Origin of the sequence: Pedobacter terrestris (assembly GCF_052343045.1) — a bacterium.
Classification (GTDB): Bacteria; Bacteroidota; Bacteroidia; order Sphingobacteriales; family Sphingobacteriaceae; genus Pedobacter.
The window spans coordinates 2,242,824-2,266,810 of sequence record NZ_CP180264.1 but is presented as its reverse complement, the minus strand read 5'-3'; the positions used below and the strand labels follow the sequence as shown (position 1 = coordinate 2,266,810).

General features: G+C 39.6%; 12 protein-coding genes. 11 read left to right on the top strand and 1 reads right to left on the bottom strand.

Annotated elements, in window-relative coordinates:
* The first annotated feature begins 14 nt into the window (after positions 1–14).
* A complete protein-coding gene (locus ACJVDH_RS09700; protein ID WP_443947370.1) occupies positions 15–1,571 on the top strand; it encodes a sodium:solute symporter in 1,557 nt (518 codons plus the stop codon).
* 34 nt (positions 1,572–1,605) lie between these two features.
* Positions 1,606–2,538, top strand: a complete 933-nt coding sequence (locus ACJVDH_RS09695; protein WP_443947369.1) for a dihydrodipicolinate synthase family protein — start codon at positions 1,606–1,608, stop codon at positions 2,536–2,538.
* A 1,477-nt stretch (positions 2,539–4,015) separates the two neighbouring features.
* Here the strand turns inward: ACJVDH_RS09695 and ACJVDH_RS09690 are convergent.
* On the bottom strand, positions 4,016–4,885 hold the full coding sequence (locus ACJVDH_RS09690) for an AraC family transcriptional regulator (protein WP_443947368.1): 870 nt from the start codon (positions 4,883–4,885) through the stop codon (positions 4,016–4,018).
* A gap of 385 nt (positions 4,886–5,270) precedes the next feature.
* Here ACJVDH_RS09690 and ACJVDH_RS09685 point away from each other — a divergent pair, with 385 nt between their 5' ends.
* The 9 genes from ACJVDH_RS09685 to ACJVDH_RS09645 all read left to right on the top strand — a co-directional run bounded on the left by ACJVDH_RS09685 (position 5,271) and on the right by ACJVDH_RS09645 (position 23,987).
* Positions 5,271–5,942, top strand: coding sequence for a DUF3826 domain-containing protein (locus ACJVDH_RS09685; RefSeq protein WP_443947367.1), 672 nt, complete (start codon positions 5,271–5,273; stop codon positions 5,940–5,942).
* A 543-nt stretch (positions 5,943–6,485) separates the two neighbouring features.
* Entirely contained in the window at positions 6,486–9,683 is a 3,198-nt protein-coding gene (locus ACJVDH_RS09680) for a SusC/RagA family TonB-linked outer membrane protein (protein WP_443947366.1), read from the top strand.
* A 42-nt stretch (positions 9,684–9,725) separates the two neighbouring features.
* Positions 9,726–11,735: a RagB/SusD family nutrient uptake outer membrane protein gene (locus ACJVDH_RS09675; RefSeq protein ID WP_443947365.1), complete on the top strand. Its 2,010-nt coding sequence runs from the start codon at positions 9,726–9,728 to the stop codon at positions 11,733–11,735.
* Positions 11,736–12,140: 405 nt separating this feature from the next.
* Complete coding sequence (locus tag ACJVDH_RS09670) at positions 12,141–13,796, top strand: polysaccharide lyase (RefSeq protein WP_443947364.1); 1,656 nt, start codon at positions 12,141–12,143, stop codon at positions 13,794–13,796.
* Between the two features lie 55 nt (positions 13,797–13,851).
* Positions 13,852–15,429 (top strand): polysaccharide lyase, encoded by a 1,578-nt coding sequence (locus ACJVDH_RS09665; RefSeq protein WP_443947363.1) that lies wholly within the window; start codon positions 13,852–13,854, stop codon positions 15,427–15,429.
* A 176-nt stretch (positions 15,430–15,605) separates the two neighbouring features.
* Positions 15,606–18,767 carry a DUF6298 domain-containing protein gene (locus ACJVDH_RS09660; RefSeq protein WP_443947362.1) on the top strand — a complete coding sequence of 1,054 codons (3,162 nt, stop codon included), beginning with the start codon at positions 15,606–15,608 and terminating at the stop codon, positions 18,765–18,767.
* A 1-nt stretch (position 18,768) separates the two neighbouring features.
* Entirely contained in the window at positions 18,769–20,169 is a 1,401-nt protein-coding gene (locus ACJVDH_RS09655; RefSeq protein ID WP_443947361.1) for a glycoside hydrolase family 140 protein, read from the top strand.
* A gap of 11 nt (positions 20,170–20,180) precedes the next feature.
* On the top strand, positions 20,181–21,104 hold the full coding sequence (locus ACJVDH_RS09650; RefSeq protein ID WP_443947360.1) for a glycoside hydrolase family 43 protein: 924 nt from the start codon (positions 20,181–20,183) through the stop codon (positions 21,102–21,104).
* A gap of 1,053 nt (positions 21,105–22,157) precedes the next feature.
* On the top strand, positions 22,158–23,987 hold the full coding sequence (locus ACJVDH_RS09645; protein ID WP_443947359.1) for a six-hairpin glycosidase: 1,830 nt from the start codon (positions 22,158–22,160) through the stop codon (positions 23,985–23,987).

Below are 23,987 nucleotides of genomic sequence, written 5' to 3'. Positions count from 1 at the left end.
AACAGAGCCAATAAATGATGAAAGGCCTACCTATTTTCGATCTGGCGATTATCTTCATTTATCTGCTTGGAATGATATTAGTTGGGGTTTATTTTTCACGAAAAAATAAAAATGCCGAGCAATTTACTAAAGCTTCGGGCCTCATTCCCGGATGGGCAATAGGATTATCTATTTATGCAACATTTTTAAGCAGTAACACATTTTTAGGTGTCCCTGGGAAAGCTTTTGGAAGCAACTGGAATGCATTTGTATTCAGTATTTCTATGCCACTTGCCGCTTGGATTGCGTCTAAATACTTTGTTCCATTTTACCGCGGTACAGGAGAAATTTCTGCATATACACACTTAGAACATCGTTTTGGTGCCTGGGCACGTGTGTATGCTGTAGTTTGTTTTCTGCTCACGCAATTGGCCAGAATGGGTTCAATATTTTTCGGGATTGCATTGAGCTTACAGGCGCTAACGGGTTATTCCATGCAAATGATTATGGTTGTTATGGGTATCAGCATTATTATTTACACGGTTTTGGGCGGCATTGAAGCTGTCATCTGGACCGAGGTTGTTCAGGCTGTTGTGAAAACTCTTGGTGCTTTGCTGATTTTGTATCTGATTGTGAGTAATATGGATGGTGGCGTAAAAAAGATTTTAGAAATAGGGCAGTCTGCAAATAAATTTAGCTTGGGAAGTTTTAAACCAGATTTTGTTGGTTCGTCATTTTGGGTGGTGCTTTTGTATGGTTTTTTTATCAATCTAAATAACTTTGGCATGGATCAAAACTACGTGCAGCGATACCATACCGCGTCATCATCAACGGCAGCATCAAAATCAGTTTGGTTGTGCGTATGGCTGTACATTCCGGCGTCTTTGTTGTTTTTTGTTATAGGATCTTGTCTCTTTGCGTATTACAATGTACATCCGGATTTGGTTCTATCAATAAAACACCAGGTTGCTGTAGAGCGTTTGCCTGTGGGCGCGAGTTTGGCGCAAATTAATGCTCTTCAAAACAGCTTGGTGCCAGCAGATTATGGCGATAAAATTATGCCGCATTTTATGGTAAGTAAAATTCCCGTAGGACTGGTTGGATTAATCGTTTCTGCAATTCTTTCCGCAGCAATGAGTACCATTAGTTCTGGAATGAATGCATCTGCAACAGTTTTTTCGGTAGATATTTACAAACGTTATATTAAATCAGACCTTAAACAAAAGGAAAATCTGTCGCTGTTACACCTCAGCACAATTGTTTTCGGTTTGTTGGGTATGATTGCCGGCATTGCAATGATTGGCGTAAAAAGTATTTTGGATATATGGTGGCAACTCTCTGGAATTTTCGCCGCTGGTATGCTCGGACTTTTTCTCCTCGGAATTATAAGCCGGCAAACGAAAAATCACGAAGCCATTATCGCTACTATTATTGGAATCCTGGTGATTATCTGGATGACTTTTTCAGCATTGCTGCCTGAAAATTTAGGAGCACTAAGATATCCGTTGCATCAAAGTATGATCATTGTGGTTGGCACACTAACCATTTTTCTGACAGGAATTTTCCTCAGCAGAATAAAAAAGAACAATTAAGAAATTACAGATCAACAAATTTTATCAATACGTAATGGAAAACGCACAGAAAGGGTTTATCCCCGTAATGCTCACGCCTTTTTTGAGCAATGGCAACATTGATTATTCCGCACTAACAGAGCTTACAGAAATTTATTTGATGGCTGGTGCTTCTGGTTTATTTGCCAATTGCCTTTCCAGCGAAATGTTTGAATTGACAGATCGCGAACGTATTGATGCCATCAAACATGTCATAAAAGTCGTTAATAAAGCGGTGCCGGTAGTCGCGACAGGAACTTTTGGTGGTGCAATTTCTAAGCAAGCGGACTTTGTGAAAGCGGTAAATGATACTGGTGTAGAAGCTGTAATCGCCATTACGAGTTTGCTTGCAGATGAAACAGAAAGCGATGCAATTTTTGAAGCCAATGTATTTGATTTACTTCACCAGACAGACACTATTTCTTTGGGTTTTTACGAGTGCCCTGTGCCTTATAAAAGAGTGCTTAAACCCGATCAGCTAGCAAATTTTGTATCGACGGGCCGGGTGATTTACCATAAAGATACCTCACTTGATTTAGAACAGATTAAACAGAAACTGGATCTTACCGCAGAACACAAATTTGGGCTTTACGACGCGTACATGGGACACGCAGTAAATTCTCTTAAAGCTGGATCAGCGGGGTTATCGTGTATTCAGGGTAACTATTTTCCTGAATTGATTGTGTGGCTTTGTGATCACTTTGACGATGAAAGCCTAAGAAATGAAGTGGAAGAAGTTCAACAGTTTTTGATTAACAACATGGATGTAATGCATAATGTTTACCCAATTGTTTCTAAGTATTTTCTGCAAAAACGAGGCTTAAATATCGGAACATTTACGCGCAGAAATGTAGGTGCATTCACTAATGCAGTGGTTCAAAAAGTAGAGACCTTATATCAAGATTATACAAATTTGCGCAATAATTTAAACATTAAGGTATTTATTTAAAGATCAAAATCTTTGTGTTTTGCCACGGAAGCACAGAAACACGGAATCATGAATTTAACCATTCTCTAAATCGTACCTTCTTTCTTAAAAAACTGAACGCAATTTCCGTGTATTCCTTTTTTCCGTGGCTAATTTTTATTTCGCCGCTGTTGAGTTTTTTGCCACGGAAGCACAGAAACAAGTAATCATGAAATTAACCATTCTTTAAATTGTACCTTCTTTCTTAAGAAACTGAACGCAATTTCCGTGTATTCCTTTTTTCCGTGGCTAATTTTTATTTCGCCGCTGTTGAGTTTTTTTGCCACGGAAGCACAGAAACACGGAATCATAAATTTATCCATTCTCTAAGTAATGACGTTTTTCTTAAAAAACTGAACGCAATTTCCGTGTATTCGTTTTTTCCGTGGCTAATTTTTATTTCGCCGCTGTTGAGTTTTTTGCCACGGAAGCACAGAAACACGGAATCATGAAATTAGCCATTCTTTAAATCGTACCTTCTTTCTTAAAAAACTGAACGCAATTTCCGTGTATTCCTTTTTTCCGTGGCTAATTTTTATTTCACCGCTGTTGAGTTTTTTGCCACGGAAGCACATAAACAAGGAATCATGAAATTAACCATTCTCTAAATAATGACGTTTTTCTTAAAAAACTGAACGCAATTTCCGTGTATTCCTTTTTTCCATGGCTAATTTTTATTTCGCCGCTGTTGGGTTTTTTGCCACGGAAGCACAGAAACAAGGAATCATGAAATTAACCATTCTTTAAATCGTACCTTCTTTCTTAAGAAACTGAACGCAATTTCCGTGTATTCCTTTTTTCCGTGGCTAATTTTTATTTCGCCGCTGTTGAGTTTTTTGCCACGGAAGCACAGAAACACGGAATCATGAAATTAACCATTCTTTAAATCGTACCTTCTTTCTTAAAAAACTGAACAATTTCCGTGTATTCCTTTTTTCCGTGGCTAATTTTTATTTCGCCGCTATTGAGATTTTTGCCACGGAAGCACAGAAACACGGAATCATGAAATTAACCATTCTTTATATCGTAACTCCTTTCTTAGAAAACTGAACGCAATCTCCGTGTATTCGTTTTTTCCGTGGCTAATTTTTATTTCGTTGCTGTTGAGTTTTTTGCCACGGAAGCACAGAAATACGGAATCATGAAGTTAACCATTCTCTAAATAATGACGTTTTTCTTAAAAAACTGAACGCAATTTCCGTGTATTCCTTTTTTCCATGGCTAATTTTTATTTCGCCGCTGTTGAGTTTTTTGCCACGGAAGCACAGAAACACGGAATCATAAATTTAACCATTCTCTAAATATTGACGTTTTTCTTAAAAAACCGGAATTCCGTGGCTGTTCTTTGTTGTAAATAGACTTAGTTCGAAATGTTAACGTCAAATGCAAATTTCCTCAGTGCTTCTCTGTGTTTTTCTTTGCGATCTCCGTGGTTATAAGAATAAAACTTGCAGTAAACTTAGCTCAGATACTTCCGTTTATAATCTAACGGAGTCATGCCAGTTACTTTTTTAAAGTGACGGTAAAAGTTAGACACGTTATTAAAACCAGAATCAAAACAAATCACTTCTGTCGGCAATTTATTTTCGATTAAAAATCTGCAGGCGTGGCTAACCCGAATTTCAATCAGGAAATCATAAAAAGTCTTTTTCGTCATTAATTTAAAATAGCGACAAAATGAGGTCACACTCAAATTGCTTAAAGAAGCAACTTCTTCCAGCGTAATATCTTTTTTATAATTGCTCAGCGTGTAATCACAAATTTTATTGATTCTTAATGTATCGGATTCATTAGATTGAAAAAAAGTGTTTTTACTGGTTACAATGGTAGAAAATTCATCGGTTTCGGCAAGATGTTTTAAGATAGATAATAAGATAATAATGCGGTCCAGATTGGTTGCAGCCATCGCAGCACGCATCAATTCTACCAGTTTGTCTTTAGTTTTCCCATAAATAACCATCCCGCTTTTTGCTTTCTCAAAAAGCTTCGGTACCAAATAAGCTTCGGGCAAAGTAAACATATATTTTCCCAGGCAATCTGGTAAAAAATGCATCACCATTGCTTCGGTATTAAGGTCCGGATTGTTTTGGAAATATTCCTCTTTACACCTCCATGTATGCGGCAGATTTTCGCCAAGTAAAATCATTTCATCCGGAACAAAGTTTCCAATATTATCACCAATAAAGCGGACACCTTCTCCTTTAATTACGTAATGCAATTCAAGTTCTGGATGGTAATGCCAGATGTTGCCAAAATCCGGCTTAATATCATGCCGAATACTAAAAGAACTTTGTAAAGTAATTGGAACTTTATGAAAATGAGGCTTCATAGATAATTGAAAAATTGGTTAGAATGCACCATCGTTTACAGCGTAACTTTGTATGCAATGAGGGCTAAATTATGTAGTATTGTGATAATATCCTATATTAATTTGATAAAAAACACCAGAAAAATGTCTTTTTGATTGTACAATTTTGTGAAAAGGCCCTTCAGGCCCTAACCAAAGTATAAATCGAATATTATTTTTATATAAAAAATGTATTCATTAATAAATTATGAAGCAAGCAAAAATCCTTCTTTTTAACGGTGCCGAATACGGTATTCAAAATGTAAAATGTACTTGTTAAGTTGCAATACTATGTATTGTTTTACCGTGCATATTTATTATTGAAAACGATCGGGAATCAAATAAAAAGGATTTAAAAAAGAAAGTTATGAAATTCAAACTACTCGTGTTAATTGCATTCGCACAAATAAGTGTTGTGTTTGCCCAAAATTCACAATCTCAGGAAGAGAAAGAGAAATATCAACAGGTAATTACAGAAAGAGCAGATAAGATTGTGCAGACGCTGGCATTGAATGATGAAAGTAAACGCACTGCGGCCAGAGATATCATCAGAGATCAATACAGTAATTTGAATGATATTTATGCCGATCGTGATGCCGAAATTGCATCTGTGAAGGCAAAATATGCGGAAGATAAAACAGCAAAAGAAGCCGAGTTGGCAAAGATTAATACCGATGTAGATAAATCTTTAAGTAAACTGCATAAAAAATACCTTTCAAAATTGTCTTCAAAATTAACAGAGGAGCAAATTGAGCAGGTAAAAAACGGAATGACTTACAGCGTTTTGCCACTTACATATCGGGCATATCAGGAAGAAATCCTAACCTTAACCGCCGAGCAAAAAAGCCAGATATATACTTGGCTGGTTGAAGCACGAGAACATGCAATGGATGCAGAATCTTCTAATAAGAAACATGCCTGGTTTGGAAAATACAAAGGCAGAATTAACAATTACCTTTCTGCCCAGGGTTACGACTTAAAGAAAGAAGGTATAGAATGGGAAAAACGTATTAAAGCAAAAAAAGAAAATACACTTTAGTGTTTGTTGAAAAAGTTTGTATACAATAAATACGCCTCAAAACTACTGCAAACAACAGGATATAACCGTTTTATTTCGCGGTTATATTTTTTTGAAATTTTTTATTTAAGAATATTGTATTTATATATGAAATTATATTTATATTAGATGATGGCTTTAATACAGGCATTTAGTTTATGAGTTCAACCAAATGTCATTGATAAAATCATACAGAATCTACTGGAAATACGATACGATAATACTAGAAATAGATTGCAAATTTGAAATAACTATACATTCTAACCAAAACCATACAATCAGATTTTAACCGAAAACGGAATGATATTTAATCGACAGTTGATTTTAAATTTCTCCCCGACTCGAATTTCAGAAGATATTATATGAGATCGATCTTTTGAAAACATTTTTATTCAGAAAGCAAATCCCCCTTAACCTTTATTGCCGATCCAACTTTGTACGGATAATTGCATCCTTACCAAACTCAGAGAAACAAATTTTGCTGTTAAGGCCAGAAAATAAAAATAAATTCTAACCAAAATAAATATGAAATTAAATTTTTTACGCAAATCTGTGCTGCCTTTGCTACTTATGCTCCTGGTAAGCGCATTAACTTTTGCACAGGGCAGAAAGGTAACAGGAAAGGTTATCGATCCGTCTGATGGTTCCGGTATTCCGGGTGTTAATGTGAGTATTAAGGGAATGCCGAGTAACGTGAGTACAAACGGAGACGGGGTTTTTACCATTCAGGTGCGGTCTGATGCAGATGTACTTGTTTTCTCCTTTATTGGTTATGTACGCCAGCAAATTGCTGTAGGCAGCCAAACTAATATGACTATTCGTTTGGTATCAGACAATAAAAATCTGGAAGACGTGGTAGTTGTAGGTTATGGAACGCAAAAGCGCGCCAACTTAACGGGTTCTGTTGTAGATATTAAAGCTTCAGAAATTGAAGACATTCCCGGTACAAATGTTGCAGCGGCGTTGAGTGGCAGATTGTTGGGCGTTGGTGTAAGTGGCGGTATTTCCCGTCCGGGTTCAACAGCGAAAATCACCATTCGTAATCCAAACAATATTTTCTCCAAAGATGGCGGTTCTACAGATCCATTATATGTAATTGATGGTGTTATCCAGGTAGACGGACAAGGAAAACCAGATGCAACAAATTTTGGTAACCTTGATGCCTCAGAGATTGAAAGCATGTCTTTTCTTAAAGATGCATCTGCTGCTATTTATGGTACACGTGGTGGTAATGGCGTAGTATTGGTTACAACCAAACGCGGTAAAACCGGAAAACCACGCATCAGTTACAGCGGTTCTTATGCGATTAATGACGAAGCATATCGGACTAAAATGATGAGCGCGTATCAATTCGGTCAGTACATGAACATCATGAACGGCCCTAATGGCGGTAATAAACCAGCTGGTGTAGACAACTTTTTTACTGACGATGAACTTGAATACTTCAAAGGCATAGATTATGACCGTTTGGAAGATGCCTGGAAATCATCTTATGATTGGAGACAAACACTAAGTGTTAGCGGTGGTGCAGACCGCGCAACGTATTTTGCCAATGTTTCTTACAATAAACAGAATGGAAATTTAGCCACGTTAAACTACAACCGTTGGAATTTCAGAGCAGGAACAGACGTTACTGTTGCAACAAATTTTAAAGTTGGGTTACAGGTTTCTGGAAACACCGGAGATTTGGTTAAAACATTCAATAAAGTTTCTGGCGAAGGGGTAGAAGATGATTATAAAAATCTTTTGCTTGCGCCACGTTATGTACCAGATTATGTAAATGGATTTCCGGTTAAACTGCCCGGAACAACCAGTGATTTATCTAAATATCATTTTGGCGAAATTGCCCGTTTAAATAATCTTGCTACAACAGAAACCAATTTATTTACCATCAATGGTTATGCAGAATATCAGGTTCCGTTTATCCAGGGATTGAAAGCGCGCGTTAACTATGCCAGAAATACGGGAAATTCTGTGGGCAGCCAGGTTGGAACGTTTTACACTTTGTATGAATTTAACCGTTTAGGTGGCAACAAACATATTTATGACGGCGCTACGGTTTTAAGTTCGCTTAAAGTAACCAATGGCGATCGTTTATATTATGCAAATACCAATCAGAAAAGTGAACAAACCAACTTTGTGATGGATTATAGCCGCGATTTTGGCAAGCACTCTGTTAGCGGTTTATTTACTGTAGAGCGTTCAGAATCTAGCAATCAGCAACAAGTTGTGTATAAAGCAAGTCCAATTGCAGCGACAAATGGTCAGTTCAGTTCTGCATTTGGCGCGATAGACGGATCAACTTCTGCAAACGAAGCCGGAACATTATCGTATGTTGCACGTGCAAACTATGGTTATGCAAACAAATACCTTGCAGAGTTTTTATTTCGTACAGATGCCTCTACTAAATTTGCACCAGAGAATTACTGGGGTCAGTTTTACTCAGGATCAGTGGGTTGGGTGATCTCTGAAGAAAGTTTTTTCAAAATCCCGGCAATCAATTATTTAAAAATCAGATACTCTGCCGGTGTTTTAGGAAATGACCAGACAAAACCGTGGTTGTGGAGACAACGTTATACTACGCAAGATGGTAAAGGCGCCGTTTTTGGTGGCAATACAGCAAGCTCTACAGGTTTGAAAATGGAAGCTTCTCCAAATCGTGATGCAACCTGGAGTACCGAATATAAAAACAACGTTGGTATCGATATTCGTTTCTTAAATAATCGTTTATCTGCAAATGTGGAGGGTTATTTTAACGCGGCAAGAAATATTTTAATTGAAAATACTGCAAATATTCCATTTACTGTTGGCGGAACCAGTGCCTCAGAAAATTTCGGTTCGGCAAATTACTTCGGTTATGAGTTGGGGATCAACTGGAACGATAGAATCGGATCAGATTTCACTTACGGAATTGGCGCACGTTTTGGCTGGAGTGATGACAAAGTTAAAATTGGAAACTTCAACGCAAACGATGCATTAAAACCTTGGTTAGCAAAAGCGGGTCAATCTTCAGATAATGGGAAATGGGGTTACGATTATTTAGGTATGTTTAAAACTGCCGATGAAGTAACCAACTATATCAATCAATATAAAATAACGCAAGTATTTGGTGTGCCGGCCGCACAGCTAAAACCTGGAACTTTATACTATCGCGATGTTAGAGGTCAGCTTCAGTCAGATGGAACTTTTGCTGGTCCTGATGGAATTATTGATGAGAACGATCAGATCCAACTCGCTAAAAAAGCGAATAACCATTACGGTTTCGGGATTACGCTTAAAGCTGGTTACAAAGGATTTAGTGTAGATGCAGTAATTGCCGGTTCATTTGGCGGTTGGGCAGAAATTGACGAAAGAAAAGCGTTGAACGTATCTATCGCCAGAAACTTTACCAGTTTGCCAAACATTTGGGGCAATATTTACGATCCGGTAATTAATCCATCGGGTACAATGCCAAATCCAAATTTTTCAGACATCAACCTGACGCCAACATCTAATTTTTATAAGGTGAGTGCTTTCAGAATGCGCATTCCAAGTTTCAACGTCAACTATACCTTGTCCAAAAAAATAGTAGAAAGATTAAAAATAAACAATGCACGGGTATTTTTCTCTTCATTGAATGCAGCCACCTTGTACAATCCATATACGTATAAATCGCCTGATAACGCTTGGGATGCTTATCCAAATCTGCGTACATTCTCGCTTGGTCTTAACGTAACCTTATAACATTAGCAATAAAAAATTAGACATTCAATAATCTCTAAAAAGATGAAAAGAAATAAAATCGTATACGTAATTGCAGCGCTGGTTTTAACCATGGCAAGCTGTAAGGATAGTTTTCTTGAAGAAAAAAGAGATCTTTCCGGATACAACGAAGAGGTTTTTAAAGATGCTGCCTTAGCACAGGGATATGTAGATTATGTGTATGGCTTGTTCTTGCCAGCAAATAATGCACAGGCACTTTCGTGGAATTTGGCCACAAACAACGATAATTTTGCCCGTACAACGGATGAATATGCCGGAGAAACCGATTGGAATAAAGTTTGGGCTACCATTAGTTATACGCAAACACACGCGCTAAACTATTTGGGTGCTAGAATTACTACCAGTATTGTAAACAATCCATACACACGCTTAAAGCAAATCAACATCTTTATTGCGGAGATTGATAAATATGGATTGCCGGAAGATACACGCAACAAGTTAAAAGGACAAATGTTGTTCTGGCGCGCATGGCAATATTTTGATTTGGTTAGATTGTATGGCGGCGTTCCGTTGGCATTAACACCTCAAGACCCGATTTTATCAGAAGGAACAGCTTTGCAAATTCCACGCAGTTCAAGTTCAGATTGTATAAAACAAATTATAGCCGATCTGGATCTTGCGCAAACACTTTTACCCGGCAAATGGGGAAGTACAGATTGGGGCAGAATTACCAGTGGCGCCTGTGCTGCAATGAAAGGAAAAGTATTGCTTACCTGGGCAAGTCCGTTGTTCAACCGCAACGATGATCTTTCTCGTTGGGAAGAAGCCTATAAAGCAAATGCTGCAGCCAAAACTTTACTGGAAGCAAATGGATTTGGTTTGTTTAAAACCGGCGGAACTGCAAATGGTACAGCTTGGGGCAATATGTGGTTTACAGAAGTAAACAATCCTGAAGCAGTTATTGTATATGGCTTTAATAATTTAGCCATTGGCGGTTCTACAACTAAAAATGACGGATGGGAGCAAGCTGCCCGATCAAAAGAAATTAACGGTGGCGGTTCACTTTCTCCAACCAAACAAATTGTAGATGCTTTCCCGATGAAAGATGGTAAAATGCCAGGATCATCCACCTATGTTTATGATGCGAAGAAATTTTACAAAAATCGAGATCCGCGTTTCTACAAAACTTTTGTCTACAATGGTGCAATTTGGCCATACAGAGAAAATACAACCTTTAAACAGTGGACATACAAATGGTACAAAACGGCTGCAGAAACCGTTCCGAGTTTAACTACAGAAACTAAAGGTGCAAATGCAAGTGCCATTTACCTAAGTAAAGCAACAGATCCTAACGCCAGCAATGCAAATGGAAACTTCCAGCAAAACGGAATGGATTATATGGAAATGCGCTTCGCGGAGGTGGTATTAAACCTTGCAGAATCGGCCATTGGTTCAAACAGATTGGGCGAAGGTCTGGAAGGAATTAAATCTATCCGCGAACGTGCTGGTGTAGAAAATCTGGATGGCGCATACGGCCTTTCGGGTTCCGTTAGCAGAGATCAGTTGTTTGCAGCGGTAATTAACGAAAGAAATATCGAATTTGCTTATGAAGGCAAACGTTTCTTTGATTTAAGAAGATGGATGTTGTTTGAACAAGGATCGCCGACTGCCGCACGTCTTGGTATTAAACCATTAAACGGAACCAGAAGAACTGGTTATTTTATCACCGTGAAATCTGCTGCTGGTGTTAAATATGTAGGAACAAATGACCCGATGATTAAACCTGCTACAGGGAATGCCCCAATTATAGACCGTGATCCGGCAACGTATCCAACACCTAACGGAAGTGCAAATTATGCAGCGTACCTGGATTACCTTTACGATAACATTTTTGTAATTACGGAGAAAGACGATCTGGATAAAACAAATCCTGCCGACTGGAAATTTACCTGGTACCCGGCATATTATTTCTTCGGGTTGAATGAAAATATGTTAAGTGCATCGCCATATTTAGAGCAAACAACAGGCTGGAACAGCTTAAAAGGTGCTGGTACTTTTGATCCACTCAAGTAAAAAAAGATAATAATCTAAATAACGCTCTCCAGGATGAATGCTCATTGTCCTGAATTTTTTAAATTTGGTTTTAAGGAAGCATGAATTTGCTTCCTTTTTTTATTTAAGAATGTTACATTTATATATGAATATTTTATTTACCTTGTAACATGGTTACAGAAATAAGAAAATAAGGTTTCTATTTTCGTAACCTATGATAATTTACTATAAAGTCTAACTAAATTAATGGCGTTAATCGCCAAGATTGCCTGGTAAATTGGAAATATAATGTACTTTCTAACCATAATATTTTAAACAAGATTAACCAAAGAAATGAGCCATTTTTCTAAGATGTATATTTTAGAATTTTCTCTAAGAAACAAAAAACGTTTCTAAAGCTTTGATTCGTCAACGAGCAAAACACACATGAAAAAGAACTTTTTAAATCTGTTGTTTACAACGGCATTAATGCTCTCCGCAAGTTATTCATTCGCTCAATACCCAAAAATTCCGGAAGACGTCAAGAAATCTTCAGATTCTATGATGAAAGCAGCTTACCAGCAATCTGATATTGCTTGGGAAAAGGCCAAGCCAATTATTGAACAGGAAGCTAAAATGGGTAAACCCTATATTCCCTGGGCCGGAAGACCAAATGATTTGCCACAGTCAGAATTGCTTGCTTTTCCTGGCGCAGAAGGTGGTGGCGCATACAGTTTCGGTGGTCGTGGTGGCCGCGTAATTGTAGTAAAAAACTTAAATGATAGCGGTCCGGGTTCGCTTCGCGACGCTTGTGAACAAGGTGGCGCAAGAATCGTTGTATTTAACGTAGCCGGAATCATCAGACTTAAAACACCTTTAATTATCCGCGCGCCATATATCACAATTGCTGGCCAAACTGCGCCTGGCGACGGTGTTTGTGTTGCCGGAGAATCTGTTTGGTTGAACACACACGATGTTGTGGTGCGTTTCATGCGTTTTAGACGTGGTGAAACGTACGTTGGCCGTAGAGACGATGCCATTGGCGGAAATCCCGTTGGGAACATCATGATCGATCACGTATCTGCAAGTTGGGGTTTAGATGAAAATATGTCTATGTACCGCCACATGTATAATGATAGTACCGGAAAAACGGAAGAAAAACTCGGAACCGTAAATATTACCATTCAGAATTCTATTTTCTCTGAAGCTTTGGATTATTGGAACCATGCTTTTGGCTCTACTTTGGGTGGAGAAAATTGTGCATTTATGCGAAATCTATGGGCAGATAATGGCGCGAGAAATCCGTCAATTGGATGGAATGGCATTTTCAATTTTGCAAATAATGTGGTTTTCAACTGGAATAACCGCTCTACAGATGGCGGCGATTATACCGCTCAATACAACATCATAAACAACTATTACAAACCCGGCCCGGTTACCGATCTAAAAGATCCGATTTCGTATCGTATTTTAAAACCAGAATCCGGACGCAGTAAATTGCCTTATGTGGTTTTTGGCCGAGCGTATGTACATGGAAATATTATTGACGGAAATGATAAAGTAACCAAAGACAATTGGGATGGCGGCGTTCAGGTAGAAGACAAAAAAGGAAACTTAATGACTTATGAAAAAGCTTCGCCGTATTTCGCAGCCATGAAAGCGGCAAAACCATTTCCAATGCCAAAAATCTCAATTATTCCAACATTGCAGGCCAAAGAATTTGTTTTGACAAACGTTGGTGCAACTTTACCGAAAAGAGATCCGGTTGATGTTCGTGTAATTAAGCAAGTAAAAACAGGTGTAATCGAAGTTCATCCAAATGCCAAACCTTCTGCGTTTCAGTTTGAACACCGCAGGTTACCAGCCGATTCATACAAACAAGGTATTATTACAGAAATTGCTCAGGTTGGTGGTTATCCAGAATATAAAGGTACGCCTTATAAAGACTCTGATAACGACGGTATGCCAGATGCATATGAAGTTAAAAACGGTTTAAATCCGAAAGATGCCAGCGATGCAGCAAAAATTACCAAAACCGGTTATTCAAATATTGAAGTATATTTAAACAGTGTTGTTCCGGTTTCTACTGTAAAGCCAAATTAATATGCACAGAACAAAATCAATTTCTTGTTTTGCATCGCTTTGCTTGCTTGTAAACATGGCGTTAGCGCAATATCCGGTTATTCCGGAAGCGATGGAAAAACGTGCAGATTCTTTACTTAAAAGTATTGAGGATAAATCAGAACAGCAGTTTTTAAAAGTGAAGTCCATTGTAGATGCTGAAGCACGCATGGGCAAACCTTATATTCCATGGGCGGCAAAGCCGGATGATTTGCCTCAGTCAAAACTGGTCGCGTTTCCAGGTGCTGAAGGTGGTGGCGCTTACACTTTTGGTGGGCGCGGTGGCAAAGTTTACGTAGTCACATCACTCGCCGATGAAGGTACAGGTACATTAAGGGAAGCTTGCGAGCAAGGTGGCGCCAGAATTATTGTATTTAATGTTGCCGGAATTATCCATCTGAAAACTCCGCTGATTATTCGTGCGCCATATGTTACCATTGCCGGACAAAGTGCGCCGGGCGATGGTATTTGCATTGCCGGAGAATCGGTCTGGATTAATACGCATGATGTTGTGATCCGATATATGCGTTTCCGCAGAGGCGCAACAGATGTTACCCGCAGAGATGACGCTATTGGCGGAAATCCCGTTGGAAATATTATGATTGATCATGTTTCTGCAAGCTGGGGATTAGACGAAAATATGTCTATATATCGCCATGTATATAATAAAGGCGATGGATCGAAACCAGAAAAGCTGCCAACCGTAAATGTGACTATTCAAAACTCTATTTTTTCTGAAGCTTTGGATACTTACAATCACGCTTTCGGTAGTACAATCGGTGGTTTAAACAGCACTTTTGTACGCAATCTTTGGGCATCTAACATCAGTAGAAATCCATCTGTTGGGATGTATGGAGATTTTGGATTTGTTAACAACGTCATTTTTAACTGGTGGAACAGAAGTGCAGATGGCGGCGATAATGCATCGTTTTACAGTTTCATCAATAACTATTACAAACCGGGGCCAATCACACCTGCAGGTGAGCCAATTTCTTACCGCATTCTGAAACCGGAATCTGGCAGAGACAAACGCTACACAAATGAATTTGGCCGTGCATATGTAACCGGAAATATTGTTGAAGGAAATGAGAAAGTAACCAAAAACAATTGGGACGGTGGCGTACAACCAGAAAGTAAACGCGATAAGCAAAAACTGTTGGATTCTATCCGCACCGATAAACCTTTGCCAATGGCGAAGGTGTCTGTTATTGATGCAAAAAAAGCATACGATTATGTGCTGAAAAATGCTGGCGCGGCCTTGCCACTGCGCGATGCAGTAGATTTGCGCATTATTAAACAAGTAACAACCGGAAAAATAGAACACGTTGCTGAAGATAAATTGCCTGCTAAGCAAAGTTATGTAAAACGCCGTTTACCAGCCGATTCTTACAAACAAGGCATTATTTCTGATATCGCTCAGGTTGGCGGTTATCCGGAATACAAGGGAACGCCTTATTTGGATACTGACCATGATGGTATTCCCGATGAATGGGAAAAGAAAAATGGTTTAAACCCGAAGGATGCTAAAGATGCTGCTAAAATTTCGAAATCTGGTTATGCCAACATAGAGGTTTATTTAAATAGTTTAGTGGATTTGGATAACGTGAGGCCTTAAAGAAATTGTCATTGCGAGGAACGAAGCAATCTTAATGAAATGGCGAGACAGCAAAAGTTGTAGGATTGCATCGTACCTCGCAATGATGAATAAAGAGGCTACAAGCGCCAAGCAATGACGAATAAAAAAGAATACACCTTAGTGTGTTCGTGACTTTGTGGTCAAACAATTAAAATATGCCAAGAACAAATCATATATCAAAAGAAGCACAAATAAAAACCCTAGCACTTATGCTCATTGGGATTTTGTTTGTACAAACGTCTTTTGCACAAAAAACAAAATCTGTAGAACCACCAAAGCCCATTTTTAAAAACAAAGACGGTAAACTGAGTTATACCGCAGATGCGCTGGGAAACAGAATCCCCGATTTTTCTTATTCAGGATATATGGCCGGCGAATTGCCCGTTCCAAATGCGAAGGTCAAAGTTTTTGTGCCAAAAACGTCTGGCGATGCAACTTTACGCATCCAGTCTGCTTTAGATTATGTTGCCCAATTACCAATTGGTAAAGATGGTTTACGCGGTGCTGTTTTGCTTGAAAAAGGTATTTATGAAATTAACGGAACATTAACCATCTCTGCAACAGGCGTAGTTTTGCGCGGTAGCGGAATGGATGAGAACGGAACAAAACTATTTGCCAGAGGATTAGACCGCATTGGTGTGATTCGTGTTTTAGGGAAAAACAATCGGACTATAGAAACAGCTGTAGATATTACAGACAACTATGTTCCGGTAAATGCAAAACAATTTAGCGTAAAAACAGCAAACACTTTTAAAGTCGGCGATCATATTCTTATTCAACGTCCATCTACAAAAGAATGGATTGAAACCCTTAAAACGGTAGAATTTGGTGGCGGCGAAAGTGCTTTAGGTTGGAAACCAGGAACGCGAGATATTTTCTGGGATCGGAAAATTACGTCAATTTCAGGAAATACCCTGACTATTGATGCACCGATAACTACAGCCTTAGATGCCAAATTTGGCGGTGCAAAAGTGTCTAGATATCAGTGGACAGGCCGTATCAGCCGTTCTGGTGTAGAAAATCTAATTCTCGAATCTGATTTTAATAAAGAGAATCCAAAAGATGAATACCACCGTTGGACAGCCATTTGCCTTAAAAATGCAACAGACAGTTGGGTACGCCAAATTGTATTTAAACATTTCGCAGGTTCTGCGGTAAATGCGCTGGAAACAGCAAGTAGAATTACTGTAGAAGATTGTAAATCTTTAGCTCCGGTTTCTGAAATTGGTGGAGAACGCCGGAATACCTTTTTCACTAGCGGACAGCAAAATCTTTTTCAACGTTTATATGCAGAAAATGGTTACCACGATTTCGCGGTTGGTTTCTGTGCTGCAGGTCCAAATGTATTTTTGCAATGCCAATCGCAATTGCCATTTAGTTTTAGTGGCGCAATAGACAGCTGGGCTTCAGGTGTTTTGTTTGATATTGTGAATGTAGATGGCCAGGCGTTGAGTTATCTAAATCGCGGACAAGACGGTCAGGGTGCAGGTTGGAGTGCTGCAAACAGCGTATTTTGGCAATGTAGTGCTGCACGTGTAGACAATTTTTCTCCGCCAACGGCACAAAATTGGGCTTTTGGAACGTGGGCACAATTTTCTGGAAACGGACATTGGGACATGTCCAATGAACAAATCCAGCCCAGAAGTTTATACTACGCCCAACTTACAGACCGAATTGGAAAAGATGCCGAAAAACGTGCTTTTGTTTTGCCTGTAGAAACAGAAGCGTCTAGTAGTCCGCCGGTAGATATAGCTCAAAACCTAACTAAACTTGCCTATAAACCTGCGCTTACGGTATCTGAATATATCGATGAAGCTGTTTCAAGAAATTTTATCCCAACAGAAAAAAATCAGGCAAAAAATATAGACAACATTGGATTAACTAAATCCGTTAAGCCAATTTTAGCCGGAGAAATGCACCTTCAAAATGGATGGTTGCTGCGCGGCAAAACGCTAATGCTGGGCAATCGGCAAGATGTGCCCTGGTGGAATGGAAGTGCAAGACCATATGGATTGAAAAACACCAAATTTCACGTTACACGGTTTGTACCCGGACGTGAAGGAAACGGATTGACAGACAACCTCGAAGAAATTACCGACTTAATGAAAAACGGAACGGTAAAAATCCTCGATCACAATTATGGTTTGTGGTACGATAGGAGAAGAGACGATCATGAACGCATCCGAAGAATGGATGGCGAAGTTTGGGCACCATTTTATGAATTGCCTTTTGCCAGAAGCGGCACCGAAAAAGCTTGGGATGGTTTGAGTAAATACGACATTACAAAATACAATTTATGGTATTGGGATCGCTTGAAACAGTTTGCAAATCTTGCAGACCAGAAAGGACTTGTACTTATCCATGAAAATTATTTTCAACACAATATTATTGAAGCTGGCGCGCATTATGCAGATTTTCCATGGCGTACGGCAAACAATATAAACCATACCGGATTCCCTGAACCCGTGCCTTATGCCGGCGATAAACGTATTTTTATGGCTGAGCAGTTTTATGACATCAGCAATCAAAACCGGCGCGCAATTCATCGTGCATATATCCGCAAATGCCTCGAGAATTTTGATTCCAATACAGGCGTTATTCAACTCATTGGCGCAGAATTTACCGGTCCATTGCATTTTGTTCAGTTCTGGATCGATACAATTCAGGAATGGGAAAAAGAAACCGGCAAACATCCAATTATCGGATTAAGCGTAACGAAAGATGTTCAGGATGCAATTCTTGCCGATCCGGAACGTGCGAAGGTTGTCGATTTAATTGATATTCGTTACTGGCATTATCAGGCAGACGGGAAAGCATATGCACCACTTGGCGGACAAAACCTTGCACCACGCCAACACGCACGTTTACTGAAACCGAAAAAAACGTCTTTTGAACAAGTTTACCGTGCAGTTTCTGAATATAAAAATCGTTTCCCGGAAAAAGCCGTGATTTATTCTGGCGATAGCTTTGATGCCTTCGGATGGGCGATTTTAATGGCCGGTGGTTCACTGTCTAATGTGCTTACGCTTGATCAGAATTTGCTTGCAACAGTTGCGGAAATGAAACCGATGGAAACGTCTAAATTGGAAAAAGGCCAGTATGGTTTATACAATGAAACAAAATCTTACTTGCTGTATAACAGTACAAATGCACCGATTAATCTGAATTTAACTAATGCTAAAGCAAAATATACACTGAAAGTTTTAGACCCGAAAACCGGAAAAATCCTCAGAGAAGAAAAAATAAACGGTGGCAAAACCACAACAATATCTAAAGTAAATGCTTCAGACGAAGTGATCATCCTCAATAAAATTTAATATGATGCAAAAACCTTTACTGTATTTTTTTTCGTTGCTATTGTTCTTCACTTTTGGCTGTAAAGATAAAGGCAAATTTGGCGATAAGACATTGAGTGTTTCAGAAAACGGTCGATTTCTAACCACTGGTGATGGAAAACCATTTTTCTGGCTTGGCGATACAGGATGGCTTTTATTTGGCAGATTAAACCGTGATGAAGCCAATCAATACCTGGAAGATCGTAAGCAAAAAGGATTTAACGTAATTCAGGTGATGCTTCTGCATTCTGTTCCTTCAAGAAATATTTACGGCGATTCATCAGTGATCAACTCAGATGTATCTAAACCGCTAATAACACCAGGCAACGACCCGAAAGATTCTGTGGCATATGATTATTGGGATCATGTAGATTATATTGTCCATAAGGCAGCCGAAAAAGGCCTATATATGGCGCTGGTTCCGGTTTGGGGCAGCAATGTTAAAGAAGGCAAAGTGACCGAAGCGCAAGCCAGAGTTTATGCAGAGTTCCTGGCAAAACGCTACCGCGATAAATGGAATATCATTTGGCTCAATGGCGGAGATATTAAGGGCAGCGATGGCCTGAAAGTATGGACCGCAATCGGGGAAACACTTAAATTAAATGACCCCGACCATTTGGTTACTTTTCATCCGCGTGGCAGAACGGCATCTTCAGAATGGTTTCATAATGCGAGCTGGAACGAGTTTGATATGATTCAATCGGGACATCGCCGCTATGATCAGGATACAACGGCAAAAGAAAAACTGCATTTCGGCGAAGACAACTGGAAATATATCGAAGCCGATTATAACCTCACGCCAGTTAAGCCAACGATAGATGGCGAACCTTCTTATGAAGATATTCCACAAGGTCTGCACGATCCGAAAGAACCTCGGTGGACAGCTGCAGATGTGCGCCGTTATGGTTATTGGTCTGTTTTTGCAGGAGCTTTCGGTTACACTTATGGCCACAATTCTGTAATGCAGATGTACAGAAAAACCGATCTAAAACCTGCATATGGCCCAAATGGCGAATGGAATGTTGCCATTAATGCGCCTGGCGCAACACAAATGCAATACCTTAAGAACCTGATGCTTGCTCACGATTACCTCAATCGCATACCCGATCAAACTTTAGTTGCTGGTAGAAACGGAGAAAAATATGAACATATTTTAGCTACGCGCGGTGAAGATTATGCACTGGCTTATACATATACGGGCAGAAATTTTAGTATCAATATGGGCAAAATTAAAGGCAGCGAAGTTTCAGCAAGTTGGTTTGATCCGCGTACAGGTAAAACCAGTACCATTGGTACATTCAAAAACACAGGGGTACAAGAATTTAATCCGCCAGGAAATCCAGTAAATGGAAACGATTGGGTTTTAGTATTGGAAAGCAAATAATTTGAAAAACCTTGTTTAAACGCAACTACATATCACTTTTGCGCCGCGCTTTTGCCGGATTGCTTGTGTTAAGCTTGTTTTCTTGCACACGTGAAGCATATATTTTCACGTCTTTTCATGAGCCTGCAACTGATGGTTTACGCTTGTTGTACAGTTACGATGCTTTGCATTGGACAGATTTGAATAAAACTTTTTTAAAACCGGAAGTGGGCACACAAAAAGTAATGCGTGATCCTTCCATTGTTCAAGGACCAGATGGCACATTTCACTTGGTGTGGACATGCAGTTGGAAAGGAGACAAAGGTTTTGGTTATGCATCATCCAAAGATCTGATACATTGGAGTACGCAGAAATTTATTCCTGTTATGGAAGATGAACCTACAACGGTAAATGTTTGGGCGCCGGAAATTTTTTATGATGATGAAGAAAAACAATTTGTGGTGATTTGGGCATCGACCATTCCGTTTCGTTTTAGCAAAGGTCAGGAAGAAGAAAATAATAACCACCGGATGTACAGCATCACAACAAAAGATTTTGTTTCTTTTTCTAAACCTAAGCTTTTTTTAGATCCTGGTTTCAGCGTTATTGATGCGGTTATTGTAAAACGGGCAAAAGAGGATTACGTTTTGGTTTTGAAAGATAATACTCGGCCAAACCGCAATTTAAAAGTTGCGTTTAGCCAAAGCGCACTTGGCCCGTATGAAAATGTTTCTGAAGCTTTTAGCCCGAATTTGACCGAAGGTCCGACAGTGATTAAAAAAGACAACAACTGGCTTATTTATTTTGACGCTTATGGACAAAAGATTTATTCGGTATTGAAAACCGCCGATTTTAAATCCTTCAAAGACATTACCAATGAAGCATCAATACCTGAAGGACACAAACACGGAACGATAATTAAAGTGAAGAGAAAGATTGTCGAGGCGCTGCGTTGAAATCGCGGAATTAAATAATAAAGCACTTCGTCATTGCGAGGAGGCACGACAAAGCAATCTATCCAATTTGGAAACGCATGAAAGATTGCTTCGCTCCGATGAAAAATCGGATGCTCGCAATGACGGCAAAGGGGGAGAAACAGGAAGCTTGTTTCAACATCTCGTCATTGCGAGGAGGCACGACAAAGCAATCTTTCATGTTAGAACGAGGGCTTAACAAAAGAGATTGCTTCGCTCCGATGAAAAATCGGATGCTCGCAATGATGGCGGAGGGGGAAAATAGGAAGCTTGTTTCACCATCTCGTCATTGCGAGGAGGCACGACAAAGCAATCTTTCATGTTAGAACGAGGGCTTAACAAAAGAGATTGCTTCGCTCCGATGAAAAATCGGATGCTCGCAATGACGGCGGAGGGGGAAAATAGGAAGCTTGTTTCACCATCTCGTCATTGCGAGGAGGCACGACAAAGCAATCTTTCATATTAGAACGAGGGCTTAACAAAAGAGATTGCTTCGCTCCGATGAAAAATCGGATGCTCGCAATGACGGCAAAGGGAGAGAAACAGGAAGCTTGTTTAACTATCTCGTCATTGCGAGGAGGTACGACAAAGCAATCTATCCAATTTGGAAACGCATGAAAGATTGCTTCGCTCCGATGAAAAATCGGATGCTCGCAATGACGGCAAAGGGAGAGAAACAGGAAGCTTGTTTCACCATCTCGTCATTGCGAGGAGGCACGACAAAGCAATCTTTCATATAAGAATGAGGGCTTAACAAAAGAGATTGCTTCGCTCCGATGAAAAACCGGAGACTCGCAATGACGGCGGAGGGGGAAAAACAGGAAGCTTGTCTCACCATCTCGTCATTGCGAGGAGGCACGACAAAGCAATCTATCCAATTTGGAAACGCATGAAAGATTGCTTCGCTCCGATGAAAAACCGGAGACTCGCAATGACGGCGAAAGGAGAGAAATTGCAGTATGAAAAGGACATGACGAGGCAAATGTTAAGCCCACCATGGCAAAGTGAAAATTATAGAGAATAAAATAACCAAAGATGAAACCAATCCATATACTTACCACCGCACTTTTACTGGCTGCAACGCAGCAAGGCGTTTCAGCGCAAGATACAGTAAGATACACTGGTAAAACATTGGTTAACGCCGATTATCACCACGGGCAACTTTCACCGGTTGTGGGCGTGCACAATATCCAGACCTTTCGTGCAAACCGCGAACATCCGGAAATGGCCGAAAATTTCGGGTGGACGTACAACCATGCGCCTATGCTGGCATACTGGAACAACACCTTTTATATAGAATATCTGAGCGATAAAATAGGCGAGAGCATCCCGCCAGGACAAACATTACTTCAAACTTCGAAAGACGGATACACCTGGACAAAGCCAGAGGTTATTTTTCCGGTTTACCGCATTCCGGATGGAACAACTAAAGAAGGCCGGACAGATGTAGCAAAAGATCTGGATGCGGTGATGCATCAGCGCATGGGTTTTTATGTGTCTAAGAAAAATATCTTTCTCGTTCTTGGATTTTATGCCATCAGTTTTGATGCCAAAGACGATCCCAACGATGGGCATGGAATTGGCCGAGCAGTTCGCGAAATACAAGCTGATGGAAAATACGGGCCAATTTATTTTATCCATTACAATCCAGGATATTCTGAAAAAAACACCAAATATCCATACTTCACGAAAAGCAAAAGCAAAGCTTTTATTGAAGCTTGCAATGAATTGTTAGCAAATAAGTTAATGACCCAACAATGGAATGAAGAAGCGGATAGGAAAGACCCACTTATTACGTTGCAAAAACAATATAAAGCTTTCAGTTATTACCACTTAACAGACGGACGTGTTGTTGGTTTATGGAAAAATGCACTTACAGCCATCAGCAATGATAACGGCAAAAGTTGGCCAGAAAATGCAAGCCGCGCGCCTGGTTTTGTAAACAGTAATGCGAAAATTTGGGGCCAACGTACCTCAGACGGTGAGTTTGCAACCGTGTATAATCCATCAGAATATAGATGGCCACTCGCCATTTCAACAAGTAAAAATGGTTTAGATTACACCAATCTCTTATTGGTGAACGGAGAAATTTCGCCAATGCGTTACGGTGGAAATTACAAATCTTATGGTCCGCAGTATGTGCGTGGGATTGAAGAGGGAAATGGAAAACCCGCAGACAATAAACTTTGGGTAACCTATAGCATGAATAAAGAAGATATTTGGGTTTCTTCTGTTCCAATTCCGGTTAATACCGAAGTAACTACACATGTAAATGACGATTTTCGGCAAATGCCGACTAACAAAGCTTTAGCGTATTGGAATATCTATAGTCCGCTTTGGGCGCCGGTAAAAGTAGACGATGGAACGCTTGTTCTTCGGGATAGCGATCCCTTTGATTATGCAAAAGCTGAACGTATTTTTCCGGTTTCAGATAAAATTGTCGCATCGTTTATGGTAACGCCAGCGCAAGATAACTTCGGTTTATTGGAAATAGAATTGCAGAATGAAAAGGGCATGGCGGCCGTAAGGCTTACATTTGATACCGCTGGCGTTTTTAGTGCAAAAGCAGGCGCACGTTACAAAAATTTCATGAAGTACAAAGCCAATGAAAAATATGATGTAAAGATTAAGCTCAATACCAATAACAGATTCTATATCATAACGATAAATGGAAAAGATGTACTTACAAGTTTAGCTTTTCAGCCAGTAGCAAATGTATCACGTATTGTTTTCCGAACAGGAGATATTCGTCGTTTCCCAGATGTGGATACGCCCGCTGATCAGACTTATGATTTGAAAAATGCCGGCGAAACAGAAAAGGAAGCAAAATACAGTATTGGGTATTTAAAAACGGAGGGTTTTTAG

What these genes read in the sequence shown, in the direction of transcription:
- ACJVDH_RS09700 (WP_443947370.1), top strand. Translation starts at nt 15, where the DNA reads ATGATGAAAGGCCTACCTATTTTCGATCTGGCGATTATCTTCATTTAT.
- ACJVDH_RS09670 (WP_443947364.1), top strand. Translation starts at nt 12,141, where the DNA reads ATGAAAAAGAACTTTTTAAATCTGTTGTTTACAACGGCATTAATGCTC.
- ACJVDH_RS09685 (WP_443947367.1), top strand. Translation starts at nt 5,271, where the DNA reads ATGAAATTCAAACTACTCGTGTTAATTGCATTCGCACAAATAAGTGTT.
- ACJVDH_RS09695 (WP_443947369.1), top strand. Translation starts at nt 1,606, where the DNA reads ATGGAAAACGCACAGAAAGGGTTTATCCCCGTAATGCTCACGCCTTTT.
- ACJVDH_RS09680 (WP_443947366.1), top strand. Translation starts at nt 6,486, where the DNA reads ATGAAATTAAATTTTTTACGCAAATCTGTGCTGCCTTTGCTACTTATG.
- ACJVDH_RS09675 (WP_443947365.1), top strand. Translation starts at nt 9,726, where the DNA reads ATGAAAAGAAATAAAATCGTATACGTAATTGCAGCGCTGGTTTTAACC.
- ACJVDH_RS09690 (WP_443947368.1), bottom strand. Translation starts at nt 4,885, where the DNA reads ATGAAGCCTCATTTTCATAAAGTTCCAATTACTTTACAAAGTTCTTTT.
- ACJVDH_RS09645 (WP_443947359.1), top strand. Translation starts at nt 22,158, where the DNA reads ATGAAACCAATCCATATACTTACCACCGCACTTTTACTGGCTGCAACG.
- ACJVDH_RS09655 (WP_443947361.1), top strand. Translation starts at nt 18,769, where the DNA reads ATGATGCAAAAACCTTTACTGTATTTTTTTTCGTTGCTATTGTTCTTC.
- ACJVDH_RS09660 (WP_443947362.1), top strand. Translation starts at nt 15,606, where the DNA reads ATGCCAAGAACAAATCATATATCAAAAGAAGCACAAATAAAAACCCTA.
- ACJVDH_RS09665 (WP_443947363.1), top strand. Translation starts at nt 13,852, where the DNA reads ATGGCGTTAGCGCAATATCCGGTTATTCCGGAAGCGATGGAAAAACGT.